Source organism: Burkholderia sp. A2, assembly GCF_001729305.1.
GTDB lineage: Bacteria > Pseudomonadota > Gammaproteobacteria > Burkholderiales > Burkholderiaceae > Burkholderia > Burkholderia sola.
Map to the genome: position 1 here is coordinate 43,882 of NZ_LZXX01000085.1, position 14,971 is coordinate 58,852.

Genomic DNA, 14,971 nt, shown 5'->3' on the forward strand with positions numbered 1-14,971 from the left:
TGAGTGGCGAATCCGGAGCGGCGAGGAAAACGATACGTAAGCCGTCGTAGGCGATTCTAAATTTGCGGGAAAGTCGAAGTCAATAATGTTTTTGTCTTCCAATATTGGATTGAAAGCCGGTCGCAATTATTACTCGTTGCGCCGGTAAAATGTGCGATTCAATGGGATCGAGTTAATGCATTCCGGATATCGGTTGAGAAACGATCGGCAATGCTCCGTCACGCCGGCGATTGATGCCGGATAGGAAACGAATCGGCGCATTGTGTCGGTCGGTGTCATGACAGGCCGACATGCGCCGCAACCGTGTGCGAAGGCCGTCAGCAATCCGCGTTCCTGCGCATGCCCGCACGACGATGCATCGTCGCCGTCGACGCTTCACCGGCTAAAGCGGCTCGACGAAGAGCGCGCGAAGCTCGAGCGGCCCGTTCGCGGCCGATTTGTCGCCGGACACGGTCATGCTGCAGGACGTGCTTTCAAAAAACGCCGAGGCGTTCCCGACGTCGTGAACGGTCACGGACTCGAAGCAGCGTTTCGCGCAAGCCAGCGGCAGACTTTCGCTTTGTTGCAGCTGCCCCGCACGGTCATTGTCACGAGTCGGTCGCGGGGATCGAAGCGCGCTGTAGAGGCGCGTCGAACGTGTGTATCGGGAGGCAGGAGCCGGCTACGGGCGGGCAATTTTTCTTGCTGAATATTTATAATCGCCCGCGGCTGAGCTTTTCCGCTCGCGCTGGGCGCGAATATCGCCCTAACTGATTTAGTATGAGCAATCTGCGCTCGACGCGAGGGGCGCGCATTCGCGGTGAGGAGACCCATGCATCCCCGTAAGACTGCCCCTTACATCATCGTGGCGATTGCTTCCGTGATCGCATGCGCGCTCATGGCGCTATGCGTGCTGCAACTCTTGCAGAGCCGCGACGACGCGATGGAGCGGGCAAGGGAAACGTCACGCAACCTCGGACTGGTCGCCGAGCGCGACATCGAACGTAATTTGGAGTTGTACGACCTGTCTTTGCAAGCGGTCATCCATGGGTTGCAGCGCCGCGATGTGATGGACGCTTCGCCCGGTCTGCGCCGTGCGGTGCTGTTCGATCACGCGATGACCGCGCAATTTCTCGGCTCGATGCTCGTGATGGATGCAGGCGGCAATATCGTTCTGGATTCGGGCTATGACGAGCCGCGCAAGGGCAATTTCGCCGATCGGCGATACTTCACGGTCCACCGCGACAACCCGAACGTCGGACTCTATATCAGTGACCCGTTCGTCTCCCGTTTGCGTGGAGGAAAGCTCAGTATCGCGCTCACGCGGCGGATTTCGAACCCCGATGGATCGTTTGGCGGCATTGTCGTTATCGCGGTCAATCTTGATTATTTCCATCAACTCTTCGCCGGGCTTTCGCTTGGCAAGCATGGCTCGATTTCGCTCATCGGCGAAGACGGCAAGATGGTGATGCGTCAGCCGTACGATGTGCATACCATCGGCCGCGACATCAGCAAAGCCGCGACGTTCCGGCGGTTTCAGACCGCGCGCGAGGGCGCCTTCTCCGAAACGTCATCGATCGACGGCGTGCGTCGCCTGTACTACTTCAAGCATTTGCCGAAACTGCCGCTGATCATCATGGTGGCGGAGGCAGAGGAGGACATTTACGCCGCATGGCGGCAACGTGCGATCAAGATCGGCGGACTGGTCGCGACGTTCGGGGTGGCGTTCATCGCACTGTCCCTTCTGCTCGGTTCGCAGCTACGGCGCCGTATGCGGGCGGAGTCGGAACTCGTGCTGCTCGCCCGGACGGACGGTCTCACCGGCCTGAGCAATCGCCGCAGCTTTGGCGAGGTACTGGACCAGGAGTGGCGTCGCGCGCGACGTGCGCATTCCGTTTTCTCGCTGCTTTTCGTGGATGTGGACCGGTTCAAGGCTTACAACGACACGTACGGCCATCAGGCCGGGGACGATGCGTTGGCGGCTGTCGCGCGGTGCATCGGCGACAATATTCGCCGGCCGGCCGATACGGCGGCGCGTTATGGCGGAGAGGAGTTCGTCGTACTGCTTCCTGACACGCCACAAACCGGAGCGGCGCAGATTGCCGAGCGGATCCGCGCGGCAATCGATGCGTTGGCCCTCGAGCACGCCGGCAGCGAATACGGACGTGTGACGGCGAGCATTGGCCTGGCGTGCTGGATGCCGGATCAGGAAGGGCAGCCTGATGCCGTGATCAAGGCGGCGGACGAGGCGCTGTACTACGCGAAGGCGACCGGGCGGAACAAGGTTGCCGCGCTGCAGCCGGCGGAGTGACGGGGGGCGCTGCATTGCGTCGCTCGTTATAGAGCTGCCGCCAGCGTTCGATGAGCACCTGGCCTCGGCGCGGCTGCGGAACCATTCGCGGTTTAGCAATGCGTCTCGCAGTTTAGATGTATGGCTTCGCCATGTCTCCGTCCGGAATGCCGAGTCAGAGAATTGCAAGCAGCCGCAGTTGATGTTCGGTCTCGGTCCCTTTTACCAGCGCGTAGAACCGTGCCTCCCGACGCTCAGGCGCTGAAAGATTCTGCGTCTCGGAAAACGTATTCCAATCGTCGCCGTCGATGCACTCGAGTTTTCCGCGAGTGCGTGCAAAGGCAAGCAACAACCGGCTTGCGTCGCGTCGGATAACGATACGGTCTATATTCAACACATAGGGCCGCCAGCCACCCAACACAACGACGTAGTGAGGTATGGAACTTTGGTCGATCGTCATCGCCGGCGTGTCATTTTTTCGAGATGGTGTTAGCAAGTCAGACTCCTTCCAATGCGGCCATTCGTATAGATGTTCGATGCAGAAGAATGCGGTGAGCTATGCTTTTCCCGTTCGTTGGTTGACAGTGCGGATATTCAACCAAACTGTGACGTCAGCCACCCCTCCGCCCATTTCGTTGCGTACGCAATTGCATCGCCACGACTGTAGAAAACGGCCAGGTCGCCGCTAGCGTGCACTTCTCGCTCCGATCCATCCAAGAGGAACGTGGTGATTCTCGCGTGCGCGACGTACTGCTCATCGGCCCTGCGTGGTGTCGGATTGATTCGGAATCTTGTCGAATTGAAGAACATATGCGCCCAACTTTCGTGGTGAACTGAGCCATCGATGGAACAGCCGGAAATGGAATCAGTCGCAAGGAACGGTTGTTCGATGCTCGATGATCGAGCCAGCTATGAGGACGGCATCTTGCTGGCTTGCTGCTGATGCCCGGATGCTCGTCCCCGTGCGAGTATCGTCACTGTCAGACCTGCTGCCGAAGGTAGCGAACGCACTTTGACCGCAGATTCAACCGACTCAACAGCGCGCCTCGCGGCCGCGTTGTCGAATCGTCTTCCGTGCCGAGAAACTGTTCCGCACATGTGAACTTGTCTGCGGAGCTGACGGACTTCGCTATCTGAAGCGATGCGTGACCTATCCAGACACGATCGCGCCATTCGCATTTCGCACGATGGACGACGAGCCATGCCTGCAATGATTCAACGAGCTGAAATGGCGACAGCCACTCACGAGTTTTCCTTTGAGTGACGAGTTGCATTGCAACAAGGAAACAGAGCAAATCCACGTATCTGGTCGCGAAGCGCATGATGGTCGTCGTCTTGTTGTCGATACTCGCGAATGCTTCGGCACCCGTATCATCCCCGGGTACTGAGCGCCTTCTCTATTGCCGCAATCAACCTGAATGCATCGTCCCGACCAATCAGGAGGCCACGGCCAGTGTACTCATATCCGAACGCATAGAAGCTCGGCAGGAGTGTCACCATTTCCTTCTTTTGATCGAAATCTACTTCGCATTTTGTCAGCGGGAAAAACGGAGGAACATCGGCCGGCATATTGAACACGATGGTCCCCTAGTACATCTTGCGAGGCGGCAACATGTGCTTCGCGCGCCGGCGCTATCTGACAACGGCGCCGGCCTTTTTCCGCTTGCGTTCCGTCGTCGGCTTCTCGTAGCTCGTGCGGCTGCGCAACTCGCGAATCAGCCTTGTTTTCTCAATGCCGCGCCGAAATCGCCGCATGCACAACAAATTGCGTTGCGTTGGCGCGTGGCCTCAGCGTGCGCTGGAAAAGAACGCCTGACTGCGTCGATTGTCATCGATGATGTTCTCGGCATAGCGCACCGACGCTCGACGCGCGTCGCCGGCGTTGTCGAATGGCGATGCGTCGCCCAATCTGAAGGTCTGGCTCTGCGTCAGCGTATCGGTGGTGCCGCGCAGGCAAATCTTGACCGCCGCGTCGAATCCGGCGTCGTAGTTATGCGGGCAGCCGTTCAGCGCCGGCACGTGAGGATAAATGAGTGGATAAATCTCGAATCCACGATAGACATGCATGTTCATGACGAACTCCTGGCGTTCGGCCACGACGAGTGGCATGGGCGAACACATCCGGCCAGTATCCCGTTACGGGGCGGCCAATGGGTGAGGGGAACAACGTTGCTGCGCGAAGGAGGGGCGATGCAGCAAGCGGAAGGCTGGAGGGGCGAACGTCAGAGGACGACTGGTCGCTCGGATGAGCCCATCATACGCGCATCGCTTGCTTTGCGTTCAATTTATTCGGGAGTGGCACAAAGGCGCACCACACATGAGCGGAAGGTGTGGGAACGGCTTGCTAGATGAGGGGGCGTTGTCGCCTGTCTGGCCGGCGTTCGGGCAGGCGCATGCACCCCATGCGTATGCGGCGACTGGCGTGCCGTTTTCTAGTGTCACGCAGAAGTTGCTGTCTGGATGCACTTCCTCGACGCCGCCATCCGGACCCGCGAGCGTTATTGTGGAGCAAGCGAGCGTTTCTTTGAATGTGATTTCGTGACGGAGAGAGGCTTGGGTGGCACCCAGTTTAATGCGGTGCCCAGCTTTGGCAGGATCATGGCTTGCTTGGCACGGGGAGGCGCCTTGTTACTGCGAGGCCAGCTTCGGGTCATGGGGGTTCTCCTGCTGCGCCACTCGCTTGGATCGGTGAGCGCTCTGTGTGCGATCGCGCTGGTGCGGCCTAACATGCGCGCGGCGTGCGACATTGGGGTATAGGCACACGCCCGGAAGCGATGGCCTGATGAAAGCGGACGGCCATGCCGGGCCTGCGTCGAGTCGCCCATGCGACGCCGGGTTTGGCACGTGAAGCGGCCGCGATGTGCCGCTCCGTCGATGGGCTGAGGGTTCGGCGATTACAGCGGGGTAATGTTCGAGGCCTGCAGGCCTTTGGGGCCGCTCTTCGTTTCGTAGCTGACTTTCTGACCTTCCGCGAGGGTCTTGAAGCCGTCGCTGCGGATTTCCGAGAAGTGGGCGAACAGATCATCGCCGCCTTTGTCGGGGGTGATGAAACCGAAGCCTTTGCTGTCGTTGAACCACTTGACGGTACCGGTATCCATGTTAGATCTCCTGAAAATAAACGAGCGCATGTGCCCCGAATGAACGAGGAAAAAGAAATCAAGGAGGGAGAGGACAACGAATACCGCAGGCTGCGGTCGATGATGAGCAGCAATCGCGCTTCTTGAATACTTCAGCGGCCGACAGTACGCGTCGTCAAGAAATGTGTCAAGCGCTTTTGAACGCGGCAGAGCAAGTGACTGAAATTCGGTCGGCGACTGCTCACCGACGTGACTGCTTGCTCTTAGGGAGCCATCCCTGTTGTTTCGTCTGCGACCGGCTGTTCAGGACCGGCACCCGCCCATCCGCAAAAGCACAAGCGTAGGTTTGTACGCCGGGCTTGTCAGATAAAGAGCAGGTACTGCTGCATCATTCGAGTGACAGTTGCTGATACCGCTGTAGGGTGCGTGCTCGTGTGACTGCGAAAAATTGATTGGGTAACCTGAATTTACCAGTGGTCCCCGTGGGGGTCGACCACCTCTCATTGGCCGCGAGAGGGGGCAACCCGGCGGGAGCGTAGGTTGCCGCGCACAGGCCCGGCTCTTGAATACACCAACGCCGTACCCACTGGGGTATCCACGATGCTGGCCGTGTGTAATCGACAAGTCGTGGACATGACATGTGGGCGCAGGCAAACCCCTATCCTCTCAAATGTTTCATTTCCTCGGCTTCCACCGCGGCAAGCCGCTCTTCGCTTGCGGAAACAGATTCCATGGCTTCGTTGATCGATGCCAAAGCGAACTCGCAGGCTAGTTTCGTTGCTTCAACGGTCGGCTCCGGCTCCTCGTCGTCGCTTGGCGGAGGAGACAGCATGTCTTCGAGCATCATGGCCAGTTCTTGGGTATCCCATTGGTCGCCCCTTTGCTCCTTCCTCTTTATGTAATGCCGAATTTCCGCGTCTTGTTCGCTCGAGAGCGGGAGATGTCGAAACGTGTTGCTTGGGCTGGCGTCAATCATGATGTTGCTCCGAATCGTGAAGTCGGCTTGCTGTACCTGCCTCCCGGATTGCGCGTGAAGAGGGGCGAGCTTGATTCTCCAATACAAAGGATTGCTTATAGACAATCTGTTGATGAAGGCCTGCTGCGTTTTTTTCAAGGAGTCTGATCGCTCGTCTGATATGTACCAATTCGCGTTCCACGCTGCAGTGCCAACTCATCTTCGCCGCCTTTTGATCGAGACCTGCAATTTGAATTGATGCCCAGCGAGAGCACTAGGGTTCACTTGAACGGGCTGCGCAGGAGCCGGTTCCGAGGGACGTATGCCGCACGACGTGGCGGACTGAAGAGACGGAAAATACCGTGCACAACCGCGGGAGGCCCAAGCTGGAGGGAGGAGCCATCGATTTGCACATGCGGCCCGCATGAGGCCATCATACGCGCCTCGCCGGAGGGGGCAGCCATTTTATTTCGGCCGTGACCAGGAGTGTAGATGCAATGTCGCTGCATCATGTCGAGATCGGTCGGTAGCGCTAGCGTCGGCATGCGGTCATGGGCACTCTAGAGACCGAACATCGCGCCCGCTGAAATAAGGGCGGAAGCTGCCTGTCGTCTAGCTTACCAGGAGCAGTTTCCGACGCCATCCGGAGTAGGTGCGGCCGAGAGGGGGGGCGCGAGCGGAGCTGTCACCGCCCTGAACCATGCGTGTGCCGGATTCGCTGGCTGGCGGCCGTCGTAATGGGTCGGCAGCGATTCGCTTGTAGACCAGTATCGAGATGCGCGGGCTGGCGCTTCGGACGATGCAATTCGAAGAATCTCGGTCACCCTGCTACCCGTTCCGTGTATAGTGGGCCTCCCCTTGTGGAGTAATCAACATGCCGACATATCCGCTTCTTCTCTACAAGGGGTTCGAACTTCATCCTCTTGTATTTTCCCGTACGTTTATTCGCTTTGACAGACATTCCCGTTATGCCGAAGGGTATGACATTGCGGTGCGCATATGTCGTCCGGCCTCGATAGCAAGCTCCCCCGGTAGTCGTATTTTCCGGCTGAACCAGCCCCACACGTTCTCCGACTTTGGAGTTGCGAGACGCGCAGCACGGCAACAAGGTAAGGACATCGTCGACGGGAAGGTGGGCGGGGCTTCAGTCGCCGACTTATGAAAGCGCAGCAGTGGCGCCAGAGCAATTGACCATCGCAACTGTCCCTTTGCCTGTTTCACGGTCGTTTTTGGGAAAGGAGCCGCAAGGACCTTTGCGATGGTATCGGCCGTGCAAGTCAACCTGGATGGAATCTCGCATCGTCTCGCGCTGCGCGCGGTCATCCAGGTGTGCTCAACGCTGAGCGCAGTGTTTCGCGTTGCGAGGCACACCATCTCCTGTGTTCGTTCGCGGGTACCTCGGCGCGCCTATTACGGTCGCGAACGATGCTTGCCTCCATTCCTGGCCCACCTTCGGTTTGTCAATGCCGGACATCAAACCTGTCGAAGTCGAATGACGGAAGTGTCGATAACGGCCTATCCCCAAAAAGCACGAGCGCAGGTCTTGGCGTAGGTTTGTGCGCCGGGCCTTGTCAGATGGCGCAGGTACTGCTGCATCGGTCACCAACAGGGAGACATCTGCTGCGCCGCCGTCTTGGGGTTGGAGTGCTTCTCGCTCGACGTCGTCGAGCCAATTTGCCCACGCTTGCATCAGCCACGCGTCGCTGACTCCGCGAAAAGTGGCTTTGCCTTCGTTGATACGTGCCGACAGCAATTCGTGCCGAGCATGTGACTGGTGCGGTCCCTTCTTGACGAGTTCGTGGGCATCGTCACGCGCAGCGCGCGTCTTGAAGGCTGATCGTGGGATATTCGCTAATCGGGAAGAGGTTTTCCTTCCCGGCAATCCTGTATTTGTAACGCCAGAGCTTGAAGCCGGACGGCTTCACCAACAGATACCGTCCATTGTCGTCGGTAAGTTTGGTAGGCTTGTCGCCTGCCTTCGCTCGTCGGATCTTGACGTCGGCGAGTGATACGGTGAGAAAGCGGCTATCTTCTGTGAAGATTTCAATTGATGCCCTTTATTACCCGTTTTTTCGACCGGACGAGATATCGAGCGAACGGAGAGTCGAGCGGCGGGCGGGCGTAAGATGCCCGACTGGCAAGGGTTCCACGCGAATCGCCGAACCAACACGAACAGGAGCAACCGAAGTGATCAGACATATCGTCATGTGGAAGTTGAAGGGTTTTTAAATGACATATGTAATTGATAATTAACAAAAACATGTTCTCTGATGCGATTTGGTACCCCCTTCGATACCCCCTTTTTGATTGACTGGCCACGACGGGGGTATCACCAAAATTCCGACGTCATCCTTTGAAGTGTTCCATATTTCGATTAATATAGAAATATGGAAACGAACCAAACCATCGCCGCGCTTGCGGCACTCGCGCATGAGTCTCGGCTCGCGGTCTTCCGCGCTCTCGTGCAAGCCGGGCCGGAAGGCATGCCGGCCGGGCAGATTGCCACGCTGCTCGACGTGCCGCCGTCGTCGCTGTCCTTTCATCTGAAAGAACTGGCACATGCGCAACTCGTCACCAGCCGTCAGGAAGGCCGCTTCGTCTTTTACTGCGCGAACTTCGCCACGATGAACGGCTTGCTGGCCTACCTCACGGAGAACTGCTGCGGCGGCAATCCCTGCTCGTCGGTTAGTGCGTGTTCTCCCGCCAAGGAGCAACAATCATGAAGCGCTTCGCCGTGCATATCGACCAACAGTAACTTTGGATGCACTGAAATGACCACGAATGTACTGATTCTCTGCACCCACAATTCGGCGCGAAGCGTGCTGTCGGAAGGGATGCTGAATCATTGGGCCGCGAAGCTCGGCAAGAGCGTGCGCGCGTACAGCGCCGGAAGTGCGCCAAGCGGTCGCCTCAATCCGTTCGCGCTGGAAGCGTTGACGAACGCGGGCGTCGACGTCGACGGATACCGCAGCAAGAGCTGGGACGAGTTCGTCGGCGACGGCGTGCCAGAAATGCGTGTCGTCATCACCGTATGCGACAGCGCGGCGGCAGAGACATGCCCGTACTGGCCCGGTAGTCCCGTCAAAGTCCATTGGGGCTACGCCGATCCGTCGAACGCGACGGGCGGCGATGACGGGAAGCGTCTCACCTTCGAGCTGACGCGGCAAGCCATCGGTTATCGCATGCTGCAGTTGCTGACACTGCCGCTTGATCGAATGAACAACGCGGAACTGCAGGCGGCGTTGTTCGAGATCTCGCAAAACTGACCACGCGCATGGCCGTCTGCCGAATCGACCGGCCGCCAATGATTTCACGACTGAACACTGTCCAATGAACACGTCCAACGTCGCCCCGCCGGACAGGGCTGTCGCAAAGCCGTCCATCAACTTCTTCGAACGCTACCTGACCGTCTGGGTCGCGCTATGCATCGTCGCGGGCATCGCGCTCGGCCAGGTGCTGCCCGGCCTGTTCCAGCAGATCGGCCGGATGGAGTATGCGCAGGTCAACCTTCCGGTGGGGCTTCTGATCTGGGTGATGATCATCCCGATGCTGGTCAAGGTCGATTTCGGCGCGTTGCATGAGGTTCGTCAACACGTCAAAGGCATTGGCGTCACACTCATTGTGAACTGGCTCGTCAAGCCATTCTCGATGGCGTTTCTCGGCTGGCTGTTTATCCGGCATCTGTTCGCGCCGATGTTGCCGGCCGACCAGCTCGACAGCTACATCGCGGGCCTGATCCTGCTTGCCGCTGCGCCTTGCACGGCGATGGTGTTCGTATGGAGTCGGCTGACGGGCGGCGATCCGCTATTCACACTGTCGCAGGTCGCACTGAACGACAGCATCATGGTGATCGCATTCGCGCCTCTGGTCGGGTTGCTGCTCGGCATGTCCGCTATCACGGTGCCGTGGGCGACGCTGCTCACGTCAGTCGTGCTCTACATCGTCATCCCGGTCATCCTCGCGCAGATCTGGCGCAGGGTGCTGCTCGCGAAGGGGCAGCCGGCGTTTGATGCAGCAATGGCGAAGATCGGCCCGTGGTCGATCGCCGCGCTGCTGGCCACGCTTGTCCTGCTGTTCGCGTTTCAGGGCGAAGCAATCCTGAAGCAACCGTTGGTGATCGCGCTGCTGGCGGTGCCGATTCTGATCCAGGTGTTCTTCAATTCGGCGCTCGCCTATTGGCTGAACCGCGCGGTCGGCGAGAAGCACAACATCGCATGTCCGTCAGCCCTGATCGGCGCGTCGAACTTCTTCGAGCTTGCCGTCGCGGCCGCAATTAGTCTGTTCGGTTTCCACTCTGGTGCGGCGCTGGCCACCGTCGTCGGTGTGCTGATCGAGGTGCCGGTGATGTTGCTGGTAGTGCGTGTTGTCAATCACTCGAAGGGCTGGTACGAGTGCCGCACTTGAGATCATCCGAGAATTCAGCCATGACCGACTACCTGACCGAATTGCCGCAACTCGATGCCGAACTGTTCCGTGTGCCGGACGCCAGCCAGTTGCGGCCGGCGTCGCCGTCGACTCATCCGCCGAGGCTCCTGCTGCTCTACGGCTCGCTGCGCGAGCGTTCGTTCAGCCGCCTTCTGGTCGAGGAGGCCGAGCGCCTGCTGACGGCGATGGGCGCCGAGGTGCGCGTGTTCAACCCGAGTGGCCTGCCGCTGCCTGATGACGTACCCGACAGTCATCCGAAAGTCGTCGAGCTGCGCGAGCTGGTGATGTGGTCGGAAGGGATGGTGTGGTGTTCGCCGGAACGCCACGGCGCGATGACCGGGATCATGAAGGCGCAGATCGACTGGATTCCGCTGTCGGTCGGCGCCGTGCGGCCGACGCAAGGTAAGACGCTCGCGGTTATGCAGGTCAGCGGTGGTTCGCAGTCGTTCAACGCGGTGAACCAGATGCGCGTACTTGGCCGCTGGATGCGCATGCTGACCATCCCGAACCAGTCGTCGGTGGCCAAGGCGTTCATGGAATTCGACGAAGCAGGGCGGATGAAGCCGTCCGCGTATTTCGATCGCGTGGTGGACGTGATGGAGGAACTGGTGAAGTTCACGCTGCTCACGCGCGATGTCGGCCCTTATCTGGTTGATCGGTACAGCGAGCGAAAGGAACGCGCTGAGGAACTGTCGAAGCGCGTGAATCAGCGAAGTATCTAAAATCCAGTCCAAGGAGTGACGATGGAGATCCGCCCGGCTACTGTCGACGACCTAGCGTCGATTGAAACGCTGCTGTGCCAATGTAGTCTGCCCGTCGTTGGCGTCAGAGGCCACTTGCAGAATTTTGTGGTTGCGATGGAAGGTTCGACGATGTGCGGATGCGGTGGCCTTGAGAACTACGGCGACGTCGCGCTTTTACGTTCCATTGCAGTGGCTGAGTCCTTGCGCGGCTCCGGCATCGGGCGGGTGATCGTGTCGCGGCTGGTGGACGAGTGCAATACTCGAAACGTCCGGTCGTTGGTGCTTCTCACAACGACCGCAGAGGATTATTTCGCAGATCTGGGCTTCGTGCGCGTTGCACGCGGAGACGTTCCGCCTTTGGCGCTCGCATCGACACAGTTTCAAGGAGTGTGTCCGGGATCTGCGGTTTCAATGCAGCGGGTTCTTTGAGCGTTACGATCGCCACAAGCCCGGCGCGATACCGGTGCTGTGGCGAATCGTCGGGACGTCTCATTGAGCTGCCGATGTCGCGGCCGATGTGATGGAGCGAATCCACGCTTGCACTTCCGTCTCTGCCCAAAGTGACAGGTTGCGCACGCGTCGCGGTCGCGGGAAGCTGCCTTCTTTCATCATGTCGTAGATCGTCGTCTTGCCCAAGCCGACCATGCTGATAACCGTCGGCAGTCGCAGGAGGCGTTCAGTGGTGGTACTCAATTCAGCTTTCCTCATTGTTCTTTGATAGGCAGCGTTGCGCAGGCGAGTTGCATGAAACCCGTCTCAAGCGTGATCGCGGCTGTTTCTGCCCAGGTGCGTGCGTCCTGTGCGGCTTTGTGGCGGTCGAAGGAGCCGATCTCGCCGGCAATCAGGTCCAGCAGCTCGACGTCGGCCGCGTGCGAGATCTCGGCAACCAATGCGCGGATCTCGATGCGAAGCGCGTCGAGCCGCGCGAGCCTGCCTTGGTGGGTGTTCGCCAAGGCTTCGTTTGTCTGGATAGGTTTGCGCCGCGTGAGCGGCGCTTCGTCCTTCTGGATCGCTTTTGCGGGCGTCAGCCCGCTGCAGTCAGACTGCATCGAAGTGTCGTTGACGCTCGCCAGTGCGATAGCCGGGCGCTTCTTTGCGTGTTCCCGCTTACGCGGCAGCGGACGTGGGGTAGAAAGGGCCGGGCGCGGGTTCAATTTGCGGCTCCGGTCGGGAACGGCCATGCGGACGCGGGGTCGAGGCCGGGCTTTGCTTTTCGCGCCGGGAACGCTGTATCGAGCAGCGCCTTATTTGACGCGATCCGCTGCTTATGGCCAATGGCCGTCAACACGTCCGACAAATCAGGACGTTCACCCTTGGCGGTGGCGGCAGAGAATTCGGCCGTCATGTCGGGATCGGGCATGTCGATGATCTCGTGCGCCCATTCGAGAATGCGCTTGAATGATGCTTGCTCGGCCTTGGTTCGTCCGTGGGCCGGCGATTTGATCGTCTCGATGAGCCGCGCTGCGCCGGAACGAATCGCTTGAACGCGCGTCCATACCGCGCGCGTCTGGGGCGATACCTTCAGCGGGTCGCTCGCGAAGCTGGTCCCGGTGTTGTATTCGATCGCGTAAATCCATGCGCCGGGTGCGGGCTGCGCGACGCGAATGTATGCGAGCGGCCCCTTAATTCTTCCGGTTCGCTCAGGTCCGCATACCGTATCGACAGGCTCGCAGCAGCCGTTTGCATCCGGCTCGGACAATGGCCAGACCTTTGTCGTTGAGGGGCGGCCGAGTAGATCGGCGAGCGGCATCAGCGCGGTATGAACTGCTTCGATCGTCGGCTTTGCCAGTCGGCCGAAGTTCTTGTCATGGAGTACAGCCTGCAGGGCCTGCAAAAGTTGCTTTGACTGCTTCTCGCTGATTTTGGTGGGGGCGCTTTGCCGCGACGCTGCCTGCATCGGCGCTTGAGTCGCAATCGTGCATTCCGCGGTCGTTGACCCAGCGAGCGGTGCAGTGTCGGTGTCCGTGTCGGCGGATGCGGGTGCTGCATGCTCGGCGGAAGGTTCCGGGTCCGGGCGTGTATCGAGCAGGGGCGCTGCTTCGAGGTACTTCTTCGTTACCTTCGTCTTGCCGGCTTCAGCGGCTTTGGAGATCCCGACGACGATGCGTTCGAGCGCTTTGTCGCCACCGTGCAGGCGGATCTGCTCGATGGCCAGTGTGCCGGTACATTGGCCGTTCCGTATGAGCTGATGCAGTTCGGCCGGTGCCCGTTCGAGGAGGCCGACGTCGCGGATCGTTTGATCGGTGACGTTCAAGCGCTTGCAGATGGCGGCAAGCGTCATGCCGTGAATGTCGCGCAGTTCTGCGACGGCAGCGGCCAGATCAAGCGGCGACGACTGCTTGCCGTTGTTGCTGAGATAACCGTCGATCACCATTTCGGCGCGGTTGACCGTCTTGGCGTCACGGACGACGACCGGGATCTTTCCGATGTCCTTGCCCGCTTCGATCGCTTTGCCGGCCGCGAGGTAGCGGTGCTGCCCCTTGTATACGAACAGCAGATCCTTGCCCGCGACCTTCCGCGCGTAGCAATGGAGCGGTGAGCCCTTGTCGTATCCGTTTTCCATCATCAGCGCGGTGAGGTGCTTCACCCACTCGGGATCAACCGGTCGAATATTGTCCGACGGGTCGTAATGAAGCTGGTCGTAGGGGACCATCCACAGGTCCGCTGACGTTGCGCCGGCCGCAGCGGCTGCGGCCTTGATGTTGCCGGTCGGGATCGGGGCCGTCAGGTCGAGCTGTTGCGTGCGGTCGTCCATTACGCAACCTCCTGCGGTACCGCCGTCCGCGTCTTGCCACGCTTCTTCGCTTTATCGATCGCGTTCGACGCCTCGACGCCCGCTGCGCGCTTGGCGTCGCGCAGGCGTTTGATTGCGTCAGCGCAGTTGCCTTCGTCCGGAATCGAGATCTGCCTGCGGGCGATCTCTGTACCGTCGAGGATCAAATATTCCGTATGCACGCTGTCCGGCAGCGGGCGACGTCCGACAACGTACTTGCCGATCAGGATCGGTGTCGACGGACGGCGTGCGCTTCGGTCGTATCGCGTGAAAGTGCGGAGTGAGAGGGTGTCGCGACGTTCGACGTCGAATAGGGGTTCTGCTTTGACTTTGATGCGCGGCATGGTGGTCTCCATGACGCCGGGGCGGGCTCTCGCCCCGGCAATGTCGGGGCGGTTTAGACGGTGACGTTGTAAGCGGTCGTTGGGGCGACGACCGGATCGTCTTGAAACACATTCACGACGACAAACAGCAGGGCGGCGACGACCGTCCAGCGGAAGATCTTCGATTTTTCAAAGTTGCTTTGGCGTGCCGGCTCGGACGGGGTAATGCGGGGTGTTTGCTCGTCGCGGAGCCATTCGTGACGGTCGTAGAGCTGGCAATCGATCAGGCGGCTCGCTTGACAGTGGTGAGCGACGGGTTGCGAGGCGTGCAGTTCAGGAAGTTCGCGATTCATCAGTTCCTCACGATAGGTTGTGACGTGAGGATGATAGATTTTCTATCCAATCA

General features: G+C 59.5%; 20 protein-coding genes and 2 pseudogenes. 8 read left to right on the top strand and 14 right to left on the bottom strand.

Annotation, left to right across the window (positions count from 1 at the left end):
* Positions 1-361: 361 nt before the first annotated feature.
* Together A9Z05_RS38370 and A9Z05_RS09095 are read left to right on the top strand one after the other, a co-directional pair.
* Positions 362-631: pseudogene (locus A9Z05_RS38370) on the top strand (IS3 family transposase); the annotation flags it as partial.
* 180 nt (positions 632-811) lie between these two features.
* Positions 812-2,290, top strand: coding sequence for a sensor domain-containing diguanylate cyclase (locus tag A9Z05_RS09095; RefSeq protein WP_069617792.1), 1,479 nt, complete (start codon positions 812-814; stop codon positions 2,288-2,290).
* Here the strand turns inward: A9Z05_RS09095 and A9Z05_RS38375 are convergent.
* The 8 genes and pseudogenes from A9Z05_RS38375 to A9Z05_RS09125 all read right to left on the bottom strand — a co-directional run.
* Positions 2,211-2,416 (bottom strand): annotated as a pseudogene (locus tag A9Z05_RS38375) (integrase core domain-containing protein); the annotation flags it as partial. The gene A9Z05_RS09095 and the pseudogene A9Z05_RS38375 overlap by 80 nt on opposite strands.
* 28 nt (positions 2,417-2,444) lie before the next feature.
* A complete protein-coding gene (locus A9Z05_RS09100) occupies positions 2,445-2,729 on the bottom strand; it encodes a hypothetical protein (protein WP_069617793.1) in 285 nt (94 codons plus the stop codon).
* A gap of 134 nt (positions 2,730-2,863) precedes the next feature.
* On the bottom strand, positions 2,864-3,079 hold the full coding sequence (locus A9Z05_RS37670) for a hypothetical protein (protein ID WP_084044169.1): 216 nt from the start codon (positions 3,077-3,079) through the stop codon (positions 2,864-2,866).
* Positions 3,080-3,640: 561 nt separating this feature from the next.
* Complete coding sequence (locus A9Z05_RS38380) at positions 3,641-3,847, bottom strand: hypothetical protein (RefSeq protein ID WP_069617794.1); 207 nt, start codon at positions 3,845-3,847, stop codon at positions 3,641-3,643.
* 54 nt (positions 3,848-3,901) lie between these two features.
* On the bottom strand, positions 3,902-4,024 hold the full coding sequence (gene rpsU / locus A9Z05_RS34365) for a 30S ribosomal protein S21 (protein WP_084044170.1): 123 nt from the start codon (positions 4,022-4,024) through the stop codon (positions 3,902-3,904).
* A gap of 33 nt (positions 4,025-4,057) precedes the next feature.
* Positions 4,058-4,342, bottom strand: coding sequence for a hypothetical protein (locus tag A9Z05_RS09110; protein WP_069617875.1), 285 nt, complete (start codon positions 4,340-4,342; stop codon positions 4,058-4,060).
* Positions 4,343-5,163: 821 nt separating this feature from the next.
* Positions 5,164-5,367, bottom strand: coding sequence for a cold-shock protein (locus A9Z05_RS09120; protein WP_069617796.1), 204 nt, complete (start codon positions 5,365-5,367; stop codon positions 5,164-5,166).
* Between the two features lie 637 nt (positions 5,368-6,004).
* Positions 6,005-6,322 (bottom strand): hypothetical protein, encoded by a 318-nt coding sequence (locus tag A9Z05_RS09125; protein WP_069617876.1) that lies wholly within the window; start codon positions 6,320-6,322, stop codon positions 6,005-6,007.
* An 853-nt stretch (positions 6,323-7,175) separates the two neighbouring features.
* Between A9Z05_RS09125 and A9Z05_RS37675 the strand changes: the two genes are divergently transcribed.
* The gene (locus tag A9Z05_RS37675) at positions 7,176-7,463 is read left to right on the top strand and encodes a hypothetical protein (protein WP_084044171.1); all 288 of its coding nucleotides are present in this window, start codon (positions 7,176-7,178) and stop codon (positions 7,461-7,463) included.
* A 646-nt stretch (positions 7,464-8,109) separates the two neighbouring features.
* On the opposite strand, the gene A9Z05_RS38385 is transcribed toward A9Z05_RS37675, so the two are convergent.
* On the bottom strand, positions 8,110-8,349 hold the full coding sequence (locus tag A9Z05_RS38385) for an Arm DNA-binding domain-containing protein (RefSeq protein ID WP_084044172.1): 240 nt from the start codon (positions 8,347-8,349) through the stop codon (positions 8,110-8,112).
* 339 nt (positions 8,350-8,688) lie between these two features.
* Between A9Z05_RS38385 and A9Z05_RS09130 the strand changes: the two genes are divergently transcribed.
* The 5 genes from A9Z05_RS09130 (at position 8,689) to arsN2 (ending at position 11,898) form a co-directional block, all read left to right on the top strand.
* Positions 8,689-9,024: a helix-turn-helix transcriptional regulator gene (locus tag A9Z05_RS09130; RefSeq protein WP_069617797.1), complete on the top strand. Its 336-nt coding sequence runs from the start codon at positions 8,689-8,691 to the stop codon at positions 9,022-9,024.
* 48 nt (positions 9,025-9,072) lie between these two features.
* Positions 9,073-9,567 (top strand): arsenate reductase ArsC, encoded by a 495-nt coding sequence (locus tag A9Z05_RS09135; RefSeq protein WP_069617798.1) that lies wholly within the window; start codon positions 9,073-9,075, stop codon positions 9,565-9,567.
* A 64-nt stretch (positions 9,568-9,631) separates the two neighbouring features.
* Positions 9,632-10,705 carry an ACR3 family arsenite efflux transporter gene (gene arsB, locus A9Z05_RS09140; protein ID WP_069617799.1) on the top strand — a complete coding sequence of 358 codons (1,074 nt, stop codon included), beginning with the start codon at positions 9,632-9,634 and terminating at the stop codon, positions 10,703-10,705.
* 20 nt (positions 10,706-10,725) lie between these two features.
* The gene (arsH, locus tag A9Z05_RS09145) at positions 10,726-11,448 is read left to right on the top strand and encodes an arsenical resistance protein ArsH (protein ID WP_069617800.1); all 723 of its coding nucleotides are present in this window, start codon (positions 10,726-10,728) and stop codon (positions 11,446-11,448) included.
* A 21-nt stretch (positions 11,449-11,469) separates the two neighbouring features.
* The gene (arsN2, locus tag A9Z05_RS09150) at positions 11,470-11,898 is read left to right on the top strand and encodes an arsenic resistance N-acetyltransferase ArsN2 (RefSeq protein WP_069617801.1); all 429 of its coding nucleotides are present in this window, start codon (positions 11,470-11,472) and stop codon (positions 11,896-11,898) included.
* Positions 11,899-11,958: 60 nt separating this feature from the next.
* Here the strand turns inward: arsN2 and A9Z05_RS34380 are convergent, their stop codons facing one another.
* From A9Z05_RS34380 to A9Z05_RS09170, 5 genes are read right to left on the bottom strand one after another with little or no spacing between them, the layout of a single operon-like run.
* Complete coding sequence (locus A9Z05_RS34380) at positions 11,959-12,162, bottom strand: AlpA family transcriptional regulator (protein WP_207921131.1); 204 nt, start codon at positions 12,160-12,162, stop codon at positions 11,959-11,961.
* A gap of 11 nt (positions 12,163-12,173) precedes the next feature.
* Positions 12,174-12,650: a hypothetical protein gene (locus A9Z05_RS09155; protein ID WP_371090799.1), complete on the bottom strand. Its 477-nt coding sequence runs from the start codon at positions 12,648-12,650 to the stop codon at positions 12,174-12,176.
* A complete protein-coding gene (locus A9Z05_RS09160; RefSeq protein ID WP_069617803.1) occupies positions 12,620-14,224 on the bottom strand; it encodes a pyridoxal phosphate biosynthetic protein PdxJ in 1,605 nt (534 codons plus the stop codon). The genes A9Z05_RS09155 and A9Z05_RS09160 overlap by 31 nt, the downstream gene beginning before the upstream one ends.
* Entirely contained in the window at positions 14,224-14,586 is a 363-nt protein-coding gene (locus tag A9Z05_RS09165; RefSeq protein ID WP_069617804.1) for a beta-hexosaminidase, read from the bottom strand. Before A9Z05_RS09165 ends, A9Z05_RS09160 begins: the two co-directional genes overlap by 1 nt.
* A 53-nt stretch (positions 14,587-14,639) precedes the next feature.
* Positions 14,640-14,918, bottom strand: coding sequence for a hypothetical protein (locus tag A9Z05_RS09170; RefSeq protein ID WP_023475494.1), 279 nt, complete (start codon positions 14,916-14,918; stop codon positions 14,640-14,642).
* Between the last annotated feature and the right edge of the window lie 53 nt (positions 14,919-14,971).